This is a genomic window from Paenibacillus sp. FSL R5-0470 (genome assembly GCF_037975205.1).
GTDB lineage: Bacteria > Bacillota > Bacilli > Paenibacillales > Paenibacillaceae > Paenibacillus_AQ.
This window is the reverse complement of sequence record NZ_CP150238.1, coordinates 5,852,768-5,873,335: the sequence shown is the minus strand read 5'-3', so window position 1 is coordinate 5,873,335 and position 20,568 is coordinate 5,852,768. Positions and strand designations below refer to the sequence as shown.

The 20,568-nt window shown below is 44.6% G+C and carries 16 protein-coding genes and 1 riboswitch; of the genes, 13 read left to right on the top strand and 3 right to left on the bottom strand.

Annotated features, from left to right (window positions below):
- Positions 1-4: 4 nt before the first annotated feature.
- From MKY99_RS25885 to MKY99_RS25855, 7 genes are all read left to right on the top strand, one after another.
- A complete protein-coding gene (locus MKY99_RS25885; RefSeq protein WP_339267118.1) occupies positions 5-1,024 on the top strand; it encodes an endo-1,4-beta-xylanase in 1,020 nt (339 codons plus the stop codon).
- Positions 1,025-1,135: 111 nt separating this feature from the next.
- A complete protein-coding gene (locus MKY99_RS25880) occupies positions 1,136-1,930 on the top strand; it encodes a Nif3-like dinuclear metal center hexameric protein (protein ID WP_339267117.1) in 795 nt (264 codons plus the stop codon).
- A gap of 84 nt (positions 1,931-2,014) precedes the next feature.
- On the top strand, positions 2,015-2,188 hold the full coding sequence (locus MKY99_RS25875) for a hypothetical protein (protein WP_170880375.1): 174 nt from the start codon (positions 2,015-2,017) through the stop codon (positions 2,186-2,188).
- A gap of 221 nt (positions 2,189-2,409) precedes the next feature.
- Positions 2,410-2,594: riboswitch (cyclic di-AMP (ydaO/yuaA leader) on the top strand.
- Positions 2,595-2,700: 106 nt separating this feature from the next.
- Positions 2,701-3,510 carry an alpha/beta hydrolase gene (locus MKY99_RS25870; RefSeq protein ID WP_042191701.1) on the top strand — a complete coding sequence of 270 codons (810 nt, stop codon included), beginning with the start codon at positions 2,701-2,703 and terminating at the stop codon, positions 3,508-3,510.
- A 156-nt stretch (positions 3,511-3,666) separates the two neighbouring features.
- Complete coding sequence (selD, locus tag MKY99_RS25865; RefSeq protein WP_149645078.1) at positions 3,667-4,725, top strand: selenide, water dikinase SelD; 1,059 nt, start codon at positions 3,667-3,669, stop codon at positions 4,723-4,725.
- A gap of 57 nt (positions 4,726-4,782) precedes the next feature.
- A complete protein-coding gene (gene mnmH / locus MKY99_RS25860) occupies positions 4,783-5,820 on the top strand; it encodes a tRNA 2-selenouridine(34) synthase MnmH (RefSeq protein WP_076285291.1) in 1,038 nt (345 codons plus the stop codon).
- A gap of 51 nt (positions 5,821-5,871) precedes the next feature.
- On the top strand, positions 5,872-6,984 hold the full coding sequence (locus tag MKY99_RS25855) for a cysteine desulfurase family protein (protein ID WP_076285290.1): 1,113 nt from the start codon (positions 5,872-5,874) through the stop codon (positions 6,982-6,984).
- A 140-nt stretch (positions 6,985-7,124) separates the two neighbouring features.
- Here MKY99_RS25855 and MKY99_RS25850 read toward each other — a convergent pair whose 3' ends face one another.
- Both MKY99_RS25850 and MKY99_RS25845 read right to left on the bottom strand, forming a co-directional pair.
- The gene (locus MKY99_RS25850; RefSeq protein ID WP_339267112.1) at positions 7,125-9,035 is read right to left on the bottom strand and encodes an exosporium glycoprotein BclB-related protein; all 1,911 of its coding nucleotides are present in this window, start codon (positions 9,033-9,035) and stop codon (positions 7,125-7,127) included.
- A 239-nt stretch (positions 9,036-9,274) separates the two neighbouring features.
- A complete protein-coding gene (locus tag MKY99_RS25845) occupies positions 9,275-11,509 on the bottom strand; it encodes an AraC family transcriptional regulator (RefSeq protein ID WP_339267110.1) in 2,235 nt (744 codons plus the stop codon).
- Positions 11,510-12,009: 500 nt separating this feature from the next.
- Between MKY99_RS25845 and MKY99_RS25840 the strand changes: the two genes are divergently transcribed.
- The 3 genes from MKY99_RS25840 to MKY99_RS25830 all read left to right on the top strand — a co-directional run bounded on the left by MKY99_RS25840 (position 12,010) and on the right by MKY99_RS25830 (position 15,470).
- Positions 12,010-12,888 (top strand): ABC transporter permease subunit, encoded by an 879-nt coding sequence (locus MKY99_RS25840; RefSeq protein ID WP_143759548.1) that lies wholly within the window; start codon positions 12,010-12,012, stop codon positions 12,886-12,888.
- Positions 12,889-12,899: 11 nt separating this feature from the next.
- Complete coding sequence (locus MKY99_RS25835) at positions 12,900-13,793, top strand: carbohydrate ABC transporter permease (protein ID WP_042191692.1); 894 nt, start codon at positions 12,900-12,902, stop codon at positions 13,791-13,793.
- A 69-nt stretch (positions 13,794-13,862) separates the two neighbouring features.
- Positions 13,863-15,470 (top strand): extracellular solute-binding protein, encoded by a 1,608-nt coding sequence (locus MKY99_RS25830; protein WP_339271796.1) that lies wholly within the window; start codon positions 13,863-13,865, stop codon positions 15,468-15,470.
- Positions 15,471-15,541: 71 nt separating this feature from the next.
- Here the strand turns inward: MKY99_RS25830 and MKY99_RS25825 are convergent, their stop codons facing one another.
- Complete coding sequence (locus MKY99_RS25825; protein ID WP_339267108.1) at positions 15,542-16,423, bottom strand: AraC family transcriptional regulator; 882 nt, start codon at positions 16,421-16,423, stop codon at positions 15,542-15,544.
- A 160-nt stretch (positions 16,424-16,583) separates the two neighbouring features.
- Between MKY99_RS25825 and MKY99_RS25820 the strand changes: the two genes are divergently transcribed.
- The 3 genes from MKY99_RS25820 to MKY99_RS25810 all read left to right on the top strand — a co-directional run bounded on the left by MKY99_RS25820 (position 16,584) and on the right by MKY99_RS25810 (position 20,315).
- Positions 16,584-17,981, top strand: coding sequence for an MATE family efflux transporter (locus MKY99_RS25820; protein WP_042191684.1), 1,398 nt, complete (start codon positions 16,584-16,586; stop codon positions 17,979-17,981).
- A 522-nt stretch (positions 17,982-18,503) separates the two neighbouring features.
- Entirely contained in the window at positions 18,504-19,172 is a 669-nt protein-coding gene (locus tag MKY99_RS25815; protein ID WP_339267106.1) for a hypothetical protein, read from the top strand.
- 132 nt (positions 19,173-19,304) lie between these two features.
- Positions 19,305-20,315 (top strand): ketoacyl-ACP synthase III, encoded by a 1,011-nt coding sequence (locus tag MKY99_RS25810; protein WP_339267104.1) that lies wholly within the window; start codon positions 19,305-19,307, stop codon positions 20,313-20,315.
- Positions 20,316-20,568: the final 253 nt, after the last annotated feature.

Sequence of the window (20,568 nt, the reverse complement as noted above, 5' to 3'; positions counted from 1 at the left end):
CTTGTTGAGACAAGCTAGTGATTTTACAGAGCCTGCACTAAAGACAGTGTTCGCAGAGGATTTCAAGATTGGCGCAGCCGTCAACCCATTAACTATCCAATCACAGGAGCATTTGCTTGCTTATCATTTCAACAGTATTACCGCTGAGAACGAGATGAAATTTGAAAGTCTGCATCCACTTGAGGACACTTATAACTTTAGGGCAGCAGACCAGCTGGTTGCCTTCGCCAGGGAACATCATATGGCGATGCGCGGACATACCTTGATTTGGCACAACCAGACAACGGACTGGCTGTTTGAGGATAAGGGCGGAGGACCTGTAAGCAAAGAGATTCTGCTTGCACGAGTCAAATCACATATTCAGACCGTTGTAGGACGTTATAAGGATGATATTTATGCTTGGGATGTTGTCAATGAAGTTATAGCCGATGAAGGAGAAGAGCTTCTTCGCCATTCGAAGTGGCTCGACATTGTTGGCCCGGATTTTATCGCCAAAGCGTTTGAATTCGCCAATGAAGCTGACCCTAAGGCATTATTATTCTACAATGACTATAACGAATCCCATCCATTAAAGCGTGACAAAATCTATAAACTGGTGAAGTCGCTATTGGAACAAGGCGTGCCGATCCATGGCGTCGGATTGCAGGCACACTGGAATTTATACGATCCTAGTCTGGATGAAATTCGTGCAGCGATCGAAAAATATGCATCGTTAGGACTTCAGCTCCAACTGACAGAGCTGGATGTATCCATGTTCCGTTTCGATGACAAACGAATGGACTTAAAGACAGTACCTGCTGAGCTGCTCGAGCTTCAAGCAGATCGATATGAAGCGATGTTCGCACTGCTGAGAGAATACCGGGACGTGATTAGTTCGGTTACGTTCTGGGGAGCAGCGGATGACTATACCTGGCTGGATGATTTCCCTGTTCGTGGGCGGAAGAACTGGCCGTTCCTATTCGATGAAGGGCATAAGCCGAAGCCAGCTTTCCATCAAATTATCACCTCTGCCACGAAATCATAGAGTGGGCAAGCTGCTCAAATAATGAACTGTGAACCCGTCCTTATATCGATTAAGGGTGGGTTATTTATACGTTGATAGATTAGTAGAATAGATCTCAGAGGGCGGATTAAAGTGAGCGTGACAATTAGAAGGATTCTGGAAGATTTAATAGGAGCCATGGAACAGATAGATGGGACTGTGGATACTCTTAAGCCGGGAAATCCGGAAATGGTGATTACAGGGATGGTTACGGCATTTTGCGCTACGCAATATGTTGTGGAGCGAGCGGTTGCTATGAACGCCAATTTGTTGATCACACATGAAGGTGTGTTTTACAGTCATCATGAGACGAGTGAGTGGTTAGAGGATGACCCTATTTATCTTGCGAAACTGAGTTTAATCGAGCGTTCTGAACTGGCTATTTTTCGTTATCATGATTATTGGCATAGGCATCAACCAGACGGGATCATGGTGGGCTTGCTACGAGAGCTTGAATGGTCAGCCTATGTGGTTGAGCAGCAATCGACTGCTACAATCCTATCGATTCCAGCTATGACGGTAAGTGAAGCGGCACAGTATATAAAAAGAAAGCTAGGCATCTCCTATTTACGTGCTGCCGGAGACGTATCCCAGATATGCAGACATGTGGGGATATTAGTAGGTTACAGAGGAGGTGGGACGATGGCTATTCCTCTTTTTAATCAGCATAATCTTGATTTAATTATTGCTGGCGAGGGCCCCGAATGGGAAACTCCAGAATATGTGAGGGATGCTGTCCACCAAGGCAGATCAAAAGCACTGATTATGTTAGGACATGCGGAAAGTGAAGCTCCAGGAATGAAATATTTAGCTGAAGTTCTGGCACAGAAATACCCAATGATTCCTACTTATTTTATTGCTGAACAACCGGTCTATCAGCTGGTTTAATTCGTATAAACCGAAATGAAGAATAAATTTGCATATTATGGAGAAAATGATTGGAAACCAGGTCACTGAGAAAGGAGTGTTTCAATGGAAATTCCTTTGGAGGCTGATGAAGTGTTAAGTCGTATCAAAAAGCTTCAAACCGATGGAAGCTCGATCAGCAAAAAACAAGTGAAGCAAAGCGATCCTGATCTTATGAGAAGTGCGCTGTTCTTTTTTCCGAGCTGGGAGCATGCATTGAAAAACGCCGATCTGTTGTAGCCATATGATTGTATAACGAAGCCGAGTAGTTCAGGGATTGATCTCTGATGGCCGCTCGGCTTTTTTTAGATATATTGAGTAAACAAGAGCAAAAGAAAGAGAAAACGAAGTGTATGCTCAATATGAAATGAAAAGCATGGCTTTCAACATTATTTTGCCCACGGCTCAACTTTACAAGAAACCTTACACGGAGTATGATTCATCACATAACTGACAATTACATAAGAAGTCCGCTTAATTTCCGTTAAGGAAAGCGGGGGAACCAACAACTGGGAACCAGTGTAACAATCGGTACTAGTTATGGGGTGAATCCTGTTCCAGATGCATAAATGCATCCATGCAGGTAGGGCAACTCTCACTGCCCGAATCCGACAGCTAACCTCGTAAGCGTATGGAGAGAGGATGAATGGCGTATTTGATGATGAATAGCCACAGAGAATCCCTCTGTGGTTTTTTGCTGCGTTAAAAAGCAGATATAGTTGTAGAACCTATCTATGAAAGAGGTGTTAACTTTGCCTATTGCTAAACTGAATGGAACTTCGCTCTATTACGAAATCAATGGAACAGGGGCTCCGGTTGTGTTTATCCATGGACATGGATTAACACATAGTATGTTCAAGCCACAATTAGAGTATTTTTCTGATAAATATAAAGTGATTCTGTGTGATTTACGGGGGAATGGCAAATCAGGTGAATTACTGCAGGCCCCAAACGAGATTATTGAAACCCAATGTCTAGATATAATAATGCTATTAAATGATTTGGGTATTCGTGAGGCTGTTTTTGTTGGGAGTGCCTATGGGGGGCTTGTCGTTCAACATATTGCGAAACAATATCCAGAGCGAGTAAAAGCGATTGTTGTCGCGGATAGCTTTTGTAGAAGTCAGGCGTCAACGATAATCGGTAAAATCCAGCTTATGGCTGCTTATTGTAGCTGGTTAATGTATTACGCTCCAAGTGAGCTTGTACTTCCTTCGATTCGTATGATGTACCGGGAACGCTGGAATCTGGCTTATAACGAGATTAGAAGAGGACTTCTCGATAAACGTCCACGGGAATTGTATCGGCAAAGGCTGGCTACGAGCCATGTGGATTACACTAGATGCTTAAAGTCTTTTAAGCGTCCCGCCTTATGTATTGTAGGTGACTTTAGTGAATTTGGAGTTAATTGTATGAAGGATATGGTGTCTCAGCTGCCACATGCTCAGTTAGTGATCATCCCTAACGCATTAGATCCTAGTAATCTGTGTCAGCCGGAGAAATTTAATGCTATACTTCAGCGGTTTTTGGAGAAACAGCAGGAAACTCAGCAGATTAGTTGATCTTAGTGGTAAGTGAGAAATGAGAGGCGTCCCATAGCCGGGGAGTATGTACTGGCTACGGGGCGTTCTTCTGTATGTCTGTATTTTGTACAATGCTGTCTACTGATGTAAGATTAAAGATATTCGATATTAACTATCTAAAGGAGCTGAGTCATGATGTCTCAAGCCGAAACCATAAAATTGACCTCATTATCTTCAAAAGGGGGCTGCGGCTGCAAAATCGGTCCCGCCGATCTCATGCAGGTTATTCGCAGTCTACCACCAACCGTTCCTAATCCGGATCTACTTGTAGGTCTGGATACCAGTGATGACGCTGGGGTATATCGATTAAGTGATGATCTAGCGTTAGTGCAAACTGTTGATTTTTTCACGCCGATCGTGGACGACCCTTATTCCTTTGGGCAAATTGCAGCAGCTAATGCGTTAAGTGATATTTATGCTATGGGCGGCAAGCCGCTTACAGTGCTTAATATTGTGGCCTTCCCTATTTCTGTTTTGGACAAAAGCATTCTCGGTGACATTTTGCGCGGTGCAGCAGATAAAGTGCAGGAAGCAGGAGCAACGCTTGTGGGCGGACATTCCATCGACGATAAAGAGCCTAAATTTGGATTGGCCGTTACGGGCCTTGTGCATCCGGACAAAGTAAGAACGAATGCAGGTGCGCAGGCAGGAGACAAGCTGATTTTGACTAAACCTATCGGTGTGGGCATCTTAACGACTTCTATTAAAAAGGATCAGCTATCCCCAGAAGAAACTACACGCCTTACGACAGTCATGTCTACATTGAATAAAAAAGCGGCTGAAATCATGGAGCCCTATGATGTACATGCTTGTACAGATGTTACCGGATTCGGGTTGCTTGGACATGCCTCGGAAATGGCAAAAGGGAGCAATCACGGACTGATTATTCGTCAAGGCGATGTACCGATGCTGCCAAGAGTAAGAGAGCTCGCGGAGCAGGGCTTTGTTCCAGGCGGCACTAAGAATAACTTTGCCCATTTGGAGGGCAGTATTCTTTATCCGGAAGAGATGGACCAATTAAGCCGCTATATTCTGTGTGATGCTGTGACTTCCGGTGGATTGCTGATCTCTGTTGCTCCTGAACAAAGTGAGGATTTGCTAAAAGAGTTAGTAGATGCAGGTGTAGAAGCAGCATTGATCGGAGAGGTAACGGAAGAGCATCCGGGTCAGATTGCAGTTATAGCTGCGCAATAACGCTGGAGTTCAGCTTAGAGGCGACCTAAGAAGTTAGCCACCAGAGGAGAGAGCGCATTGTTTCAGGATATTACATTGGAAGAACTAAGAGTGTTAAAGAATAAGAAGCAGATCACCGTTATCGACGTTCGATCTCCTTCTGAATATAAAGATGCAACGCTGCCGGATAGCTTGAATATTCCCTTTTTTGATGATGAGGAACGGGCTGAAGTAGGTACATTGTATAAACAGACAAGTGTGCAGGCTGCGAAAGAACGCGGTTTGGAGATTGCTGCTGCGAAGCTACCTTCCTTTGTCAAAGAATTTGCTGCGATTCAAGGGGACAAGGCTGTATTCTGCTGGAGGGGAGGTATGCGCAGCCGTACAACTGCGACCGTACTTTCTTTAATGGATATTCACGCTTACCGATTGATTGGCGGCTATAAAGCTTACCGTAAATGGGTACTCGATGAACTGGAGTCCTATGAATTCAAGGCGAAGCCTTATGTCATTCATGGAAATACGGGTACAGGTAAAACAAACCTGCTGCACCGCCTGAAGGCACAGAGCTATCCTGTTTTGGATTTGGAAGGAATGGCAGGTCACCGCGGTTCTATCTTTGGCGAGATCGGACTTCATGCAAACAATCAAAAAACGTTCGATAGTCTTCTTATGGAGGAATTAATTAAGCTTGGGGATGCTCCTTATGTACTGTTTGAAGCGGAGAGCAAAAAGATTGGGAAGGTCGTAATGCCCCCATTCATGGCCGAGCAGAAAGAGATTGGAACACAAATTTGGATTGAGATGCCACTACAAGCCAGAGTGCAGCAAATCCTTGAGGATTATCGACCAGAAGAATATAAAGAACAGTGCATTTCAGCATTTCGAAGTATCAAATCACGAATTCATATCCCCATTGCGGCGGAAATCGAGCGTTGCTTGCAAGCTGATATGTTCGGAGAGGCTGTTGCGCTGCTGTTAGAATACTACTATGATCCTAAATACGATTATACGTCTACTCAGTATGAAGGCATTGAGAGAGTTACCTTTAAGGTGAACAATTTGGATGAAGCTGAGGCTGCGGTAATCTCTTTTTTGAGTAATCAGAAGGTATAAGCTTTAGGTATCGTAAAGTATGAGGGGTTTAGAGGAGGCTCGGCTTAACAAATGATCTATTTAGACTATAACGCTACAACACCTGTAGATAAGGAAGTAGCAGAGGTTATGATTCCTTATCTTTATGGTCATTTTGGCAATCCTTCAAGCAGTCATTCTTTGGGACAAAAAGCTAAAGTCGGAATCGAGCGAGCAAGAACACAGGTGGCTAATTTCCTGAATTGTACGCCGGGTGAGGTGCTTTTTACAAGCGGGGGCAGCGAGTCGAATAATACCGTTATCAAGGGCGTCGCCCAAACGTATCGACATAAAGGCAATCACATTATTGTGTCTGCTGTGGAGCATCCTGCGGTAATTAAACCGTGTCAGTATCTGGAGCAGTTGGGCTACACGATTACTTATGTACCTGTTGACGCGTATGGAACGGTGCAGGTAGATGATGTGAAAAATCAGCTTACAGACCAAACTATACTAGTCTCCATTATGCACTCTAATAACGAAACGGGCACGATTCAGCCGATCAAAGAAATAGCTGAGGTCTGCCATGAACGGGGTGTCCTTGTACATACCGATGCTTCGCAGTCCGCTGGAAAAGTAGAGCTTGATGTGGCTGAGTTAGGGGTGGATTTTCTAACGCTGGCAGGCCATAAATTATATGCGCCAAAAGGGATTGGAGCATTGTACATCCGAGAGGGCATTCACATCGAGCCATTAATTCACGGAGCAGGGCATGAGCAGGGGAGACGTGCCGGAACGGAAAACACCCCTTATATTATTGGATTAGGAAAAGCCTGTGAGCTTGCTTCGGACTCTGCATCCAGAGAGCGTGTGAAAGAAGTAGCGGATTATTTCTACGATAGATTGCAGAAGGCATTTGGCGACAGAATTCACCTGAATGGTCATAGGCATAAGCGATTGCCCAACACGCTTAACGTTAGTTTTCTTGGAGCGGTGGGTCACGAAGTGATTGCTTCGCTGGAAGATGTGGCTGCCTCAACAGGCTCAGCTTGTCATTCTGGAGAAACATTGATTTCACCTGTTCTAAAGGCAATGAATGTCTCAGCAAGTATTGGGCAGGGAGCGGTTCGTTTTAGTGTGGGACGGTATACGACTAAAGCGGAGATCGATGAGGTTATCGGTAAGCTGAAAGAGTATTTGTTGTGAGTGGATTGCCAGGGATAGCTAAGTTTGCTCAATATCGTCTCTCCGGATCGAAAGATTAAGAAATTTTAATCGAATATTATAACAAAAGCATCTGTTACTCCTTTAGTGGGGAGGGCAGATGCTTTTGTTTGTGTTAGTGATTATACAATAGTAAAGCCTGCGCTTGCATAACCAGTGACTGTATTTACAAGGGTAAGACCTGTAGCAGTGGCTGAGAATACCATAAGAAGACGTGTCTGCGGTGTTACAGCAAAATTGATACCATTCGTAATTCCGCTGACAAAAGTTCCTAAATTAATAGTACCAGTGATAGATGGAAGTGGTACTATTGCACCTGGAATAGGAGTAAATGTGTTATTTGGTGTGGCCGATTGGTACAATTGCGCTGTTACATTTATCGTAGTACCAAGAAGCGATAAAGCAATGGTATTACTGAAGTATGCAGCAATAGATGTTATCACTCCTGAACGAGGAACGGACATTGCAAAGTTGATAAGAGGTCCAAGAACAGTACCTGTCAAATCTATATTTCCACCAACAAGAGAAATGCCTGTGGCTGAACTTCCGAAGCCTATAAGGCTTGTTGTTCCCACCAAACCACCTAAAACCGTGGTCATAATAATTGGTCCACCAGATGCCAGTGGAATGATTGCGCCATCACCGGTTGCCCCAGTAACTCCTGTAACTCCGGTAGCCCCCGTCGGTCCAGCAAGCCCGGCAGTACCCGTAGCCCCCGTCGGTCCAGCAAGTCCGGCAGTACCCGTAACCCCCGTAGCTCCAACAAGCCCGGCAGTACCTGTCGCACCCGTCGGCCCAGCAATTCCAGCAGTACCTGTCGCACCCGTCGCGCCAGCCAGCCCCGCAGTACCTGTAGCGCCTGTCGGTCCAGCGATTCCAGCTGTACCTGTAGCGCCTGTCGGTCCAGCGATTCCAGCTGTACCTGTAGCGCCTGTCGGTCCAGCAATTCCAGCAGTACCTGTAGCGCCTGTCGGTCCAGCAAGTCCGGCAGTACCCGTAACCCCCGTAGCTCCAGCCAGCCCGGCAGTACCTGTCGCACCCGTCGGCCCAGCAATTCCAGCTGTACCTGTAGCGCCCGTTGCGCCAGCCAGCCCGGCAGTACCTGTCGCGCCTGTCGCTCCAGTTGCCCCTGCTCCAGGACCTGGAGGTCCCTGTATACCTTGCGCCCCAGTCGCACCCGTCGCGCCTGTCCCGCCAACACCATATTCTCCTTGAGGACCTTGAGGACCTTGAGGACCTTGAGGACCTTGAGGACCTTGAAGACCTTGAAGACCTTGAAGACCTTGAGGACCCTGAGGACCCTGCGCCCCTTGAGGTCCTTGCGGACCAGTCGCACCTGTTGCTCCACCAGCAATTAGTAAATAATCTGATGAACTACCTGGTGTTCCTTTGGGTCCGGCAACAGTAGCTATATAAGTGCTGCCATTAAAGGTTACTACTTGACCCGCTGGATACAATGGGCTTTGTGCCGGATTAAAGACTACAATACCTTGCAGCCCTGCACCAGTGGCTCCTTGTGGACCCTGAGGTCCTTGAGGCCCTTGGGGTCCCTGAGGACCTTGTGGCCCCGTCGCACCCTTAATAGGTAAGCCGAGCGCTTGTGAAATAGAAGCTTGAATATGTCTGATTTGAATTACCAACTGATCTTTGCAATGAGGGTCAATCTTCGTGGCGAGGATAAAAGATAATAACTCGGCTAATAGCTGTTGAAGATTAGTACCCACGCTCACGACGGAGAAGGGACTGACCTCAGTAGATACAATAGTTATTTCTACTACAGAAAGAAGCTCCGTTCTAAAAGGGCTGCATATCCTAGCCTCATGCAAGAATTCCATGAGCTCTCTTAACACTCTTTGAAGATTGGAAATATGAAGTGTAGTGGGATTCGTAAGTGCGGGAGGTACCACTGTAGCAAGCTCTGTGACTATTTTTAATAGTGCAGCACACTCTCTCTTTCTAACAGGACTGCTTATTCTTCCTTGTTTGTTTAGGATAGCGTCACCTTTGAATGGTCTATGATAATGATCCGACATGCTTCTGTATCTCCTCCTTGAGCTTCTCCTTTTCATACCTTTAAAAATTGGGAACCTGCCCAATCAGCATATTCAGAGAAGCTGAAGTTGTTACAGTAATCGCTCTGGAAGTCAATACACATGAACCTACATTAAAAAGGCAAGCCACCGCTAATACAGTAGCCTGCCTTTTTTTGATAGAGTAGTTTAGTAGTGTTATTGATCTGTACTCCGTTCGCATTCTCACTCAGCCTTCAGTTTTATGAACGAGTATTAGAACGCCTGTATTCCATCGGCGTGATGCTGAAGTTGCGTTTGAACATCCGATGGAGATAAGAACTGCTCGTGAAACCGGTCATTTCAGCAATATCCGATACGGACAGATCGCTCTCTTTCAAGAGGCGACATACTTCCTGCATTCGTACATCCATGATGACATCCACAATAGCTGTCATTGTTTGCTGCTTATAAAGACGGCTGACATATATAGGTGACAGGTTAAGCTCATCAGCAATCTGGTTCAGGCCCAGGCTGGGGTCCGTGTAAGATTGATTGATTTTTTGGTTAATTTGACGGATCAGATCACTTTGCTTAGAGCTACGTTTATCGACCTGTAATTCCTGAATATCATCGAAGAGTTGGTAAAAAGCTTCTTCAAGCTCCTTCATCGTCTCGTAATTCTCAAGTGAAGGTATCTTGAGGATATCTTCCATAGATGTAGAGCTGAGCTTTTTGATATTATCGATGATTCTCTTAATCGTTAGCGTCACCCTGGATAGCGTTAGTTCTAGTACATGGTAGGGGTATTGGTCCAATTCGCGCACGATGTCAGAGAAATGGCTACGGGCTTCGTCTGTTCTACCACTGGTGAGGGCATCGACCAGCTTTTTCTCGTTATCCGCAGGGTAAGAGTATAGGTTATTCTGCAATTCGTTAATCTTCTCCGCGTTGATTAGGCAACCATGCCCATAAAAAAGTCTATGTTTAGAAGCTTCTTTGGCCTGGTTATATAGGCGGTTCAATCGATCTGGATTATCACTAACGGGACTGTACACTAGCGATAATCCTATTTTCAGATAATCGCAGCAAGCCACACGGATTTGCCTTAGCAACACTTCGATTAATTCCGAATCGAGATGTTCAGTGGACGTCATACTGCTAAGCAGCATAACAACACTATCATCGTTCATATCTACGCTTTCCACTTGATAAGTCTGACCGCAAATTTCCGAAGCGATATTCATGATCGCGAACTTGTATGCTAGTAGATAAGCACCTCGCACTTGTCGCAGGGTATTGTATTCATCAATACGCAGCAATACAAGCCGATAACCTTCGTTTAAGTTGAAAGCAATACTTAGTTGCTCGAAATCACTAGGCCGACTGCTGTGGGGGGCTTTTATACCGAGCACAAGATTACGTAATGAATTCTGTCTAATCGTAAACATACTGTTGCGCTTGTCAGCTTCAAGGCTATTCATTCGGCTTACAATGGAATCAATAGGAAGGTAGAGGCGTTTGGACAGCATTCTAGAAATGATAAGTCCGAATATTAAAATAATCAAAGAAATCAGTAGTGTTGTATTACGGATTTGCTTAGTCTGTTCTGTGATTACATCATAAGGAGTGATGCGAACATACTGCCAACCAAGAGAATCTGGTGAAGTATAGGACACTAATGATTTCTGGCCTTTAAAAGGAGCTGTGAAATAACCTGCGGAGCGGGTTTTAACTTTATTCTCTATCCAACTGCTTTCATCCCCCGAGAGCTTCTCCAATGTCAGCTTGTTCCCCGATAGAAACCGATCTTGGTCATCAAGAAGATAAGTATTACCACTACCGGCGGTATTGCTGTTAGCCAACTCCTTGTTTATCCAAGCTGCTGATATATTAACAATAACTGCAGAATTGATGGCGCGGTCCCAGTTGATCGCATCATAGCAGAGATAAGTATAGACAGCGATAGCTTCTGATTTGGGTTCGCCGATGGAATAGGTGCGTGGGATCGGAGTGAATGTTTTGTAATCCTGATAATGATTCAACATTTGTATGATTTCAGTGTCCTCTAACTCTCCTGTGGAGTACACACCATTCTGCCCTTGCGCCGCTGAGATATATATAGTGTCATTATTCGGATTATAAACATAGATGGATTCAATGTATGGCATGGAGTTCAGATAGTTTCCGAGATCCGACATTGCAGCCGTAACCTCGTAAATGGAAGGTTTGTTGTAGAACAACAGATGGGAAATAGTGGAGGTCCTGTATAGCTGAAATGAAAGCGTTTGAGCTACTTCAGCCATGTTGACTACTTTTTTGCCAGTCTGAGTTAGATCTTTTAGATCGGAACGGAAGGTCTGAGTCTTTTCGACGCCGATGTAGTATGTATAGTACACGATTGTAGAGACCAGAAGAGTTAACGAAATACATAGTGTAATCGTTGTTAGCAGCTTGCCATACAGCAGTCTTTTTCTCCGTATATCATTATTCTTCATAATAGCCCTCCCCCGAAATATATGCGGCTTATTGGATAAGGCTCTGGATGAACTCTAGATATGAAGTCCTCTTATTATAATTGCCCTAGAGTGAACAGAACAGTGGAGTAACACTAGAATGTTGTATTTTACCAATATATAGCTGTGAAGAAAATAAATATTTGTGCACTTATCATCATTATTTTCGGGATATTCGAGTGCATTCCCCTATGTACACTGGCATTAACACTATTCATCGTTTCTTCATAAACATCCTTATTGTTCAACAGCGATTTCTCCAGTTTGTGCAGGAAAGCTATGAAGCTTCACTTCTGTGTTCAAAAGAACCACCCTATAGTGGAATTATGCAGTTTCTACATTAAAGGGAGTGAGAGACCTTGAGCCAAACCTCATCCAAAGGAATCTCAACCGTCGAACTTGGCATCCAGGCCGATGGAAGAGCACGCTTACGGACGACAAGAAAGAAGAAGGGATTTATTTATGAACTGATACACAATCGGATGATGTTTCTGATGCTGCTGCCCACCTTGATCTTTTTCTTAGTGAATTCTTATTTTCCAATGGTAGGTATCTATTATGCGTTCACTCAATTTGACTTCAACAGCAGTATGTTTAATTCCAAGTTCGTCGGCTTGCAGAATTTCGAGTTTCTCTGGAGATCCGGCACACTGGTGAAGCTGACGATGAACACGATAGGTTACAACATCGCTTTTATTGTACTTGGGAATGTGCTGGCGATTGCTTGTGCGATTCTCTTAAGTGAACTGAATGGGAAATGGTTTAAAAAGATTAGCCAATCGATAATGTTTCTACCATATTTCGTATCCTTCGTCATTCTAAGTGTTATTGTCTACAACCTGTTCAATTATGACAGCGGTTTCTTAAATACAATGCTTACACAATTTGGGCTTGATCCGGTGGACGTTTACAGCAAACCCTGGGCTTGGATTTTTCTAATTATTATCTTCTATCTATGGAAGAATCTCGGTTATAGCATGGTTATCTATCTAGCAGCGATTACGGGGATCAGCGATGAATATTATGAAGCGGCTAAGATCGATGGCGCTAATATTTTTCAGCGGATTTGGTATATTACAGTGCCAATGCTGAAATCAACCTTTGTGGTGCTGCTGCTCTTTGCGCTCGGAAGTATTATGAAAGGGCAGTTTGATCTGTTCTATCAATTAATAGGAAACAACGGGCTTCTCTATAATACGACGGATATTCTCGATACCTACGTCTATCGCTCGCTTAAAGTAACGTTTGATGTGGGCATGGCTACTGCTGCCGGGGTCTATCAGTCCTTGTTCGGTTTTGTCCTCATCATGACGGTTAACTATATTATTCGCAAAATAAATGATGACTACGCCCTGTTCTAGGAGGACAAGAAATGAAAATTCAAAAGGATAAATATACACGGATGCTTCATGCAATCGCCTATGTGGTCATCATTGGACTGTCGGTTGCTTGCCTGCTGCCCTTTTTGCTAATTATATCCGCATCATTAACCAGCAATGAATCTATTATCCGGGATGGCTATCATCTGATTCCGGGGCAGTTCTCTCTTGAAGGCTACAAGACGGTGTTCATTTTCCCGGATGAAGTACTGCGTGCTTACACGGTCACCATCGTCACCACTGTAGTGGGAACGACATTAGGACTCTTCTTCATGACGATGGCTGGTTATGTGCTGGCCCGCAAGGATTTCAAATACCGCAATACCTTTTCCTTCTATATATACTTTACGACCTTGTTTGGTGGAGGACTTGTTCCTTGGTACATCATGATTACTAAATACCTCGGTCTGCTGGATTCCTATGCTGTATTGGTGCTACCAGGCCTGATGACACCGTTCTTAATTATTTTAATGAAGAATTTCGTTAAATCAGCAGTCCCTGAGGAGCTATTTGATTCTGGGAAAATCGATGGGGCCGGTGATTTCAGAATCTACTGGCAGATCGTCCTCAAGCTCTCCATGCCAGGGATTGCTACAGTCGGATTGTTCCTTGCATTGTATTACTGGAATGACTGGTTCACATCTTCACTGTTCATCAATGATACCCATAAATATCAACTGCAGTTCTATCTGTACAATGTTATCAATTCAGCGCAGTTCATTGCACAGATGGGCGCTGGAACTGGGGTGTCTCTGGCTACAGAAGTCCCTGCTGAGTCTACCAAAATGGCCATGGCGATTGTTGTGACTGGACCGATTCTATTTCTGTATCCATTCGTTCAGCGTTACTTCGTCAAAGGGTTGACTATCGGAGCTGTAAAAGGTTAGAACCGTAACCTTACCCCTACCCGGGTTTAGGTAAAGTCGGCTAACATAGAAGCATAGTGAAAAGGGAGGATTCAGATGAATAAGCTACGGGGCAAAAGCATGTCTATTCTGCTCACGTCAGTACTGAGCTTGGCTCTACTGGCAGGCTGTGGGGGGAATTCTAGTTCCACGAACGGGGAAAATGTAGCGGTAAAAGAGAGTAATAGCGGCGGGAATACGGCTCAGAGCACCAATGCTGAGACTGAGGAGAAGTCGGGGCTGGATACATCGAAGAAGGTAGAGCTGCAGTTTTATATGCTGGGCGATGCCCCGAAAGATCTTTCAAGTATTGAATCGCAAATTAACAAGATGGCTGAAGAAGATCTGAATGCAACCGTTAAATTCAACTATACGACTTGGACAGACTGGGATCAGAAGTACAAATTGCTACTATCTTCTGGACAATCGATTGATTTGATTTTTACTGCGGATTGGACACAGTATCAAGCTTATGCTAAAAAAGGAGCTTTTTTGGCTATAGATGATTTGCTGCCGACGGCTGCTCCAGCGCTCCAGCAATTTGTACCGCAGGATATGTGGGATGCAGTTAAGATTGATGGCAAGATTTACACTGTACCCGCGACCTATAAGGAATATGTAACTAACGGTTTCGTATGGCGTGAGGATCTGCGTAAGAAATACAATTTGCCTGAGCCAACAGATCTGGCCAGCTATGAGGCTTATATGGAAGGGATCAAGAAGAATGAACCGAAGATGTCGCCGGCATCCTTTAACAGTGATGTGAGGGGCAATCTGCACGATGTCTACACTACACTTACCGCTATGGTCGGAAGTCCGCTTCCTTATGGTATCGGAATCAAGTACAGCGATCCTTCGAAGGCTTATCTTTACTGGGGCTCGGAGGAACATAAAGAAGAACTGCTGACCATGAGACGTTGGCAGGAAAAAGGCTTGATCTCCAAAAACGTATTGAACGTGAAGGACACTCTTCAGGCTCCGGTTATTGCGGGTAAAGCGGCATCCATCTTCGGTGATAACCCGACTCGCTTTAACGATACGCTGATGAAAGTTAAAGCAGCTCATCCAGATTGGGAGTTGGGTTACTATCCTTATGGTCAAACGATCGGTTACGCAACACCGGTGCATCCTATTCATAATGGATTTGCTATTCCGAAGGGCAGCAAGAACCCGGAACGTGCATTAGCCTTTTATGAGAAGATGGTTTTGGATAAACGTTATAACCAGCTGACACAATACGGTGTTGAGGGAAAAAATTATAAGGTTGATGCAAACGGCTATTATGAGCTTATTGGAGATGCTTCTACGAACGGCTTCACTCGTGAAGGGATGAACGGCTGGGCATGGCGGAACCCGGAATTTATGTTATTCGACAAATCCTATGATGGCGTCAAAGAGATTTTCGCTGAGCTTGATAAGATTCAGAAGCCGGATATCTTCACAGGATTTGCTGAAGATTACACCTCTTATCAGGCTGAAAAAGCGGCGCTGGAACAGGTAGAAAAGCAATACCTGTATCCGCTGCAAGCCGGATTGGTAGAGGATGTTGATGCGGGTCTAGCTACCTTCATGGAGAAGGCTAAGCAAGCCGGCCTTGAGAAAATTCAGGCGGAATATATCAAGCAATGGAATGCTTACGTACAGGAGAAGGGGTTGTAATAAAGAAGAGCAAGGGATGTTCCTTAAGCCAAAAAGGCGGGGGAACATCCCTTTTTTTGTATTCTAGGAGACTACGAGAAGCGCTGGCGGAATTCCCGCGGAGTGGTTCCCTCAATGCGGATGAAGCTGGAGCTGAAGTAAGGCGCTTGATTGAAGCCGACCTCCTCGGCGATCCGGGCAATCGTGTAACTGGTCTGCATCAGCAATAGCTTACTCTGCTGAATTCGGTAGTGCAGCAGGTAATCCATAGGTGCACAGCCGTATTCCTTTTTCATGCAACGAGCGATATATACAGGATGAAAGTTCAGGTTCTCCCCTAGCTGCTGTGCTGTAATGCGCTCACGGAAATGACTGCGCAAATAGGAGGCAGCTTGCTCTGCACATATTTTGGAGGGAGAGGGACGCTCATGGCGCAGAGAGGCAGATAATTGCTGGAGAACCTCTTGGAATAGCAGCTGCTGCTGAAATGGAGTATCGCTCAAATGGGAATTAGGCGCTAGTTGATTCAGCTGCGAGAGCAGTTCCTCCATCTTGGACGGTTGCAGCAGAGAGGTATATTGGGGCAGCTGTAAGGTAAAAGTGCGTATATTAAATTCGTCTGAATGAAGAGGATGCTCCACTCTGGTGTGTTCTGTCTCTGGTGTTGAAGCTGTAGCCTCGGAAATATTCCAATCGCCCACTGTCTGAAAATGCAGCCAATAATAAGAGGTGTGTTCCTTGCAGCTGTCCGTACTGAAATGATGGCTATCTGGACGAAGAAGCAGTGCCTGACCTGCACGTACCTGAAAGGTGAGACCTCCTTCATTCATATATAGGCAGCCCTGCTTGACTACAAGTAAGTCAAAAACCTTGATATTGTGGCGGCTCATGTGGTAATGCCCTGGTGAGAAGGTGTGCAATCCACTTACGATATAATAGGGCATTGGCGGGACGGTAAAATTAATAATGTTCATGGAGAGATCTCCTTTTATGAGGTTGAAATAATGAAATTATTGGTTTGAAATCTGTACCATCACCAAAAGTATATCATCTATAATTTAGTCTGACCTAAAGAAAAAATATGCTGTTTCTTAGGTCCAGTATGCATGTTTGGTTTAAGGGGAGGTTTATTTAGTGAAAAAAGAAAGACAGGGCTTTGGACTATGGGTATTGGCTTGGCCTATATTTATAGAGGTGTTTCTACAGACCCTGCTAGGTACGGTGGATACGCTCATGGTCAGCCGTATTTCAGACGATGCAGTCGCCGTAGTCGGCATTTCCAATCAATTGTTCGGTGCGTTGACCACACTTTTTACCACCTTTGCGGGCGGAGCGGGGATCCTGATCGCGCAAAGAATGGGTTCAAAACGTTTCAGCGAAGCGCGTACGATTGCAATTATGGGCGTATCGGTTAGTCTCATTCTTGGTATCGTCGTGAGTATCATCCTGTTCTTCTATGCGGGTCCAATAGCGGGGATTCTAAATATATCGCCTGAGCTATTATCACTGTCCAATATCTATATCTCGTATGTCGGTGGCGGTCTGTTTTTGGTGGGGATGATTGCTTCCCTTGGAACAGCGATTCGTAATACAGGGAACACCAGAGGACCAATGTACACAGGGGTCATCATAAATGTCATTCACATTATTCTGAACTATACTTTTATATTCGGGATGTTCGGTCTGCCACAGCTAGGGCTTGCGGGAATCGCAATCTCAAGTATTATCAGTAGACTGGTCGGTGTGATCATGCTGTATACCATGTTTAGAGGTTCCTTCGAGATTAAGATTAGACTTAGGGATTTCCGTATATTCAACGGCAAGCTATTCAAGGAAATTATAAGGATTGCTTGGCCTCTAGGGATTAATTCTTCCTGCTGGGTGTTCTCGCAGTTGATTGTCTATTCCTTTCTAGCCGCACTGGGGGCTGAAGCGTTAGCCGCACGGACTTATCTCAATACCTTAGAGTCCTTTTGCTTCACGTTAGGGTATGCAATCGCGCTGGCTGGACAGATACAGATCGCGCATTTGTTCGGGGCAGGGAAGCTGAAAGAGGCTTATCGTAGTGCATATCGCACGCTGTATATCGGCTTGGCTATTGTATCAGCGAACATGTTACTGCTATTTCTTTTCGGCAGGAATCTACTAGGTTATTTTACTTCCGACCCGCGGATTATTGCGATTGGGATTTCCCTACTGGCCCTAAATCTCCTACTGCAACCTTGCAAAATGTTGAATATGGGCATGGGTAATGCGCTGAACGCCATCGGCGATACCCGTTATACGATGTATACTTCCATCGTGTCTATGTCCATTATTGGAGTGGGATGTTCTTACTGGTTTGGAATCAGCTTAGGCTGGGGGCTCACAGGGATCTACTGCTGTATGATTGCTGATGAATTTGTGCGGGGGATGCTTGTTCTAATGCGCTGGAGAGGGAGGAAAGTTATCCGTCAGGCGGATATCGGTTTGAGTGAAGGGAATGCCTCACTACATGGAGCCGGGAAAAGAAGTACTTCGTTAACTATATGAGCGGGACTCTATAAGCCGACCATGGTGGGCAATGGAGTGTAATGATGTCTTTTTGCACCAATAGCAATAGTGTCTCTGGGGTCCGATAGTTGCCCAAAAGAGCCATTTTTTCGAAAATAGCGACTCTGGAGTCCAATAGAAAGTTTGAGAACTGCAAGTAACATCGAGCGACAACAAACATCAAGCATTCCAAGCACCACTGAGCACCTTAAGTGCGCCCAGCACCAATCCCCATCTGCTGCGCAATCGCCCACCGAGCTGTGGGTGTTGGGGGATGTTTTTGGAGAGAGGCTACCCATGAGTAAATAATTACTTAAGGGTTAGCCTCTTTTTTGTGCGAGTATAAAATTTAAGTTTGATGGTTCTGAAATTTGATTATTCATTCATATAGAATTTGATTCTATGATATAAATGAGTTAGCCTTTAGAGCATAGGTACCTGTTTTATGAATACATACTACTGAAGGGTTTGAGGAAAATGCCGTTAAAATGGAGAGGCTTGACGATCCTAACACTGCTCTTAATGATGATACTAATATCGGGATGTTCTAATGGTACCGTTCACGTCACGGTGAATAAGAATCAAAGCGTAGATTTAGCAATGAATGTGAAATTGGATTCCCGAACAGAAGCATTGATCAGCGATAAAATGGAGAAGAGTCTGACAGATAAATTGAAGGAGGAAGGGATTCAGCTAGAAAAACGACAAGAAGGTAAGTCTACAGTCTATGAAATCCAGAAAAATTACGCTTCATTTGAGGATATAGGTTCAACCTCTATGGGGCTGGATATTGTGGATCTACAGCTCGTTACTAAAAAGAATTTGTTATATACCACGTATGATGTTGAGGCACAGCCTCAATTTAATAGTTATATGGATACCATTATGGATAACATGGGGACATTGAGTTTATCAAAGCCGATTATTCGGGCGGTGCTGAAAAACTTGGCATTTGATTTTATACTAACGTTGCCAATAGATCTAATTGGTGATAATAATGCAGCTGTTGATGAAGGCAGAACACTTACCTGGAATGTTTCCCTGGGGGATACGGAGCCGATCAAAATGCAGCTTTATGTGCCAAATGTATGGAATATAGTGATTGTGTTAATCATCCTAGTGGTGGTGATCATTGCTGCGATTCTATTTTTCGTCAGAAAAAGAAAACACCGTAAAGTAAATCGTGCTTAAGTGGTTCGAGATATGTATTGATAGTGCCGGGAAGCCATGCTGCTTTACCGGCTTTCTTTACTTTATAGCAGGTGTAGAGTTATAATTAGTACCAAGTACTAATATCAGATACTAAATGAAGAGGTGATTGGAATGACAGGTGCAAAAATTACAGCTATCGGAACTTATGTCCCGGAAAAAAGACTGACGAATGCCGATCTTGAGCAGATGGTGGATACTGATAATGAGTGGATTGTGGGGCGGACTGGAATTCGTGAACGCAGAATTAGTCGGCAGGATGAATACACAAGCGATTTATGTGTATCAGCAGTACAGGATCTAATGAAACGTTATGGAAAAAACGTTGAGGACGTGGATATGGTCCTAGTAGCTACTAGTACACCTGATTTTTCCTTTCCCTCAGTAGCTTCTTTGATTCAAGATCGCTTAAATATTCCGCAGACTGCTGGAGCTATGGATTTGAGTGCAGCCTGTGCGGGTTTTGTATATGCACTTCATACGGCTCATAGCTATGTTGCTTCAGGGATGCACCGTAAGGTTCTAGTGATTGGTGCGGATACGATCTCCAAGATTACAGATTACACTGATCGCAGTACATGTATCCTTTTTGGTGATGGGGCCGGTGCAGTGCTTGTGGAGAGTGATAAGCAATCGACGGGATTTTTAGGTTTTCAGCTAGCTAGTGATGGCAGCGGCGCGCATCATGTGTATCGCACGGGTCTAGCCCATACGGTGAATAATATTGAACTGGTAGATACACAGATGCTCGTACAGAACGGACGCGAGGTATTTCGTTGGGCGATCAGAACCGTTCCTCTCGGTGTACAGCAGCTGCTTGAAAAAGCAGAAGTGGGTCTGGAGCAAATCGATTGGTTTATTCCACACAGCGCAAATATGAGAATGATTGAGCCGATTTGCGAGCGTATGAACTATCCGATGGAGCAAGTGCTGCATAGTCTTGTGAATTTTGGCAATACTTCTGCCGCGACAATTCCCTTAGCTCTTGATTTGGGCATTCGTGAAGGCAAAGTAAAGAACGGGCACAAGATTCTGATGTATGGCTTTGGTGCGGGGCTGACGCAGGCCGGTCAACTGGTAGAGCTGAACTTGGATGAGCAAGTAGGGGAGCCAACTTTATTGTGAGTTGTTCAGGTAAACATAAATAATAAAACATTGTTAAAGCAACGACCGTTTCTCGGTATTTTTTCGAGGAACGGTCGTTTTTGTTTCATTACTAAAAGTATTTTTGGGCATATATTATGCATGTATTAGGCTACTGTTGTGATCATATTCGGCTAATGATATGCAGATGTTATTCGTTTATTAGGCATCTTTTGGTATTGAGTTAGGCGTTTTGACCCATATCACAGCCTTTGGATGCATCTTTTGAAGTTTA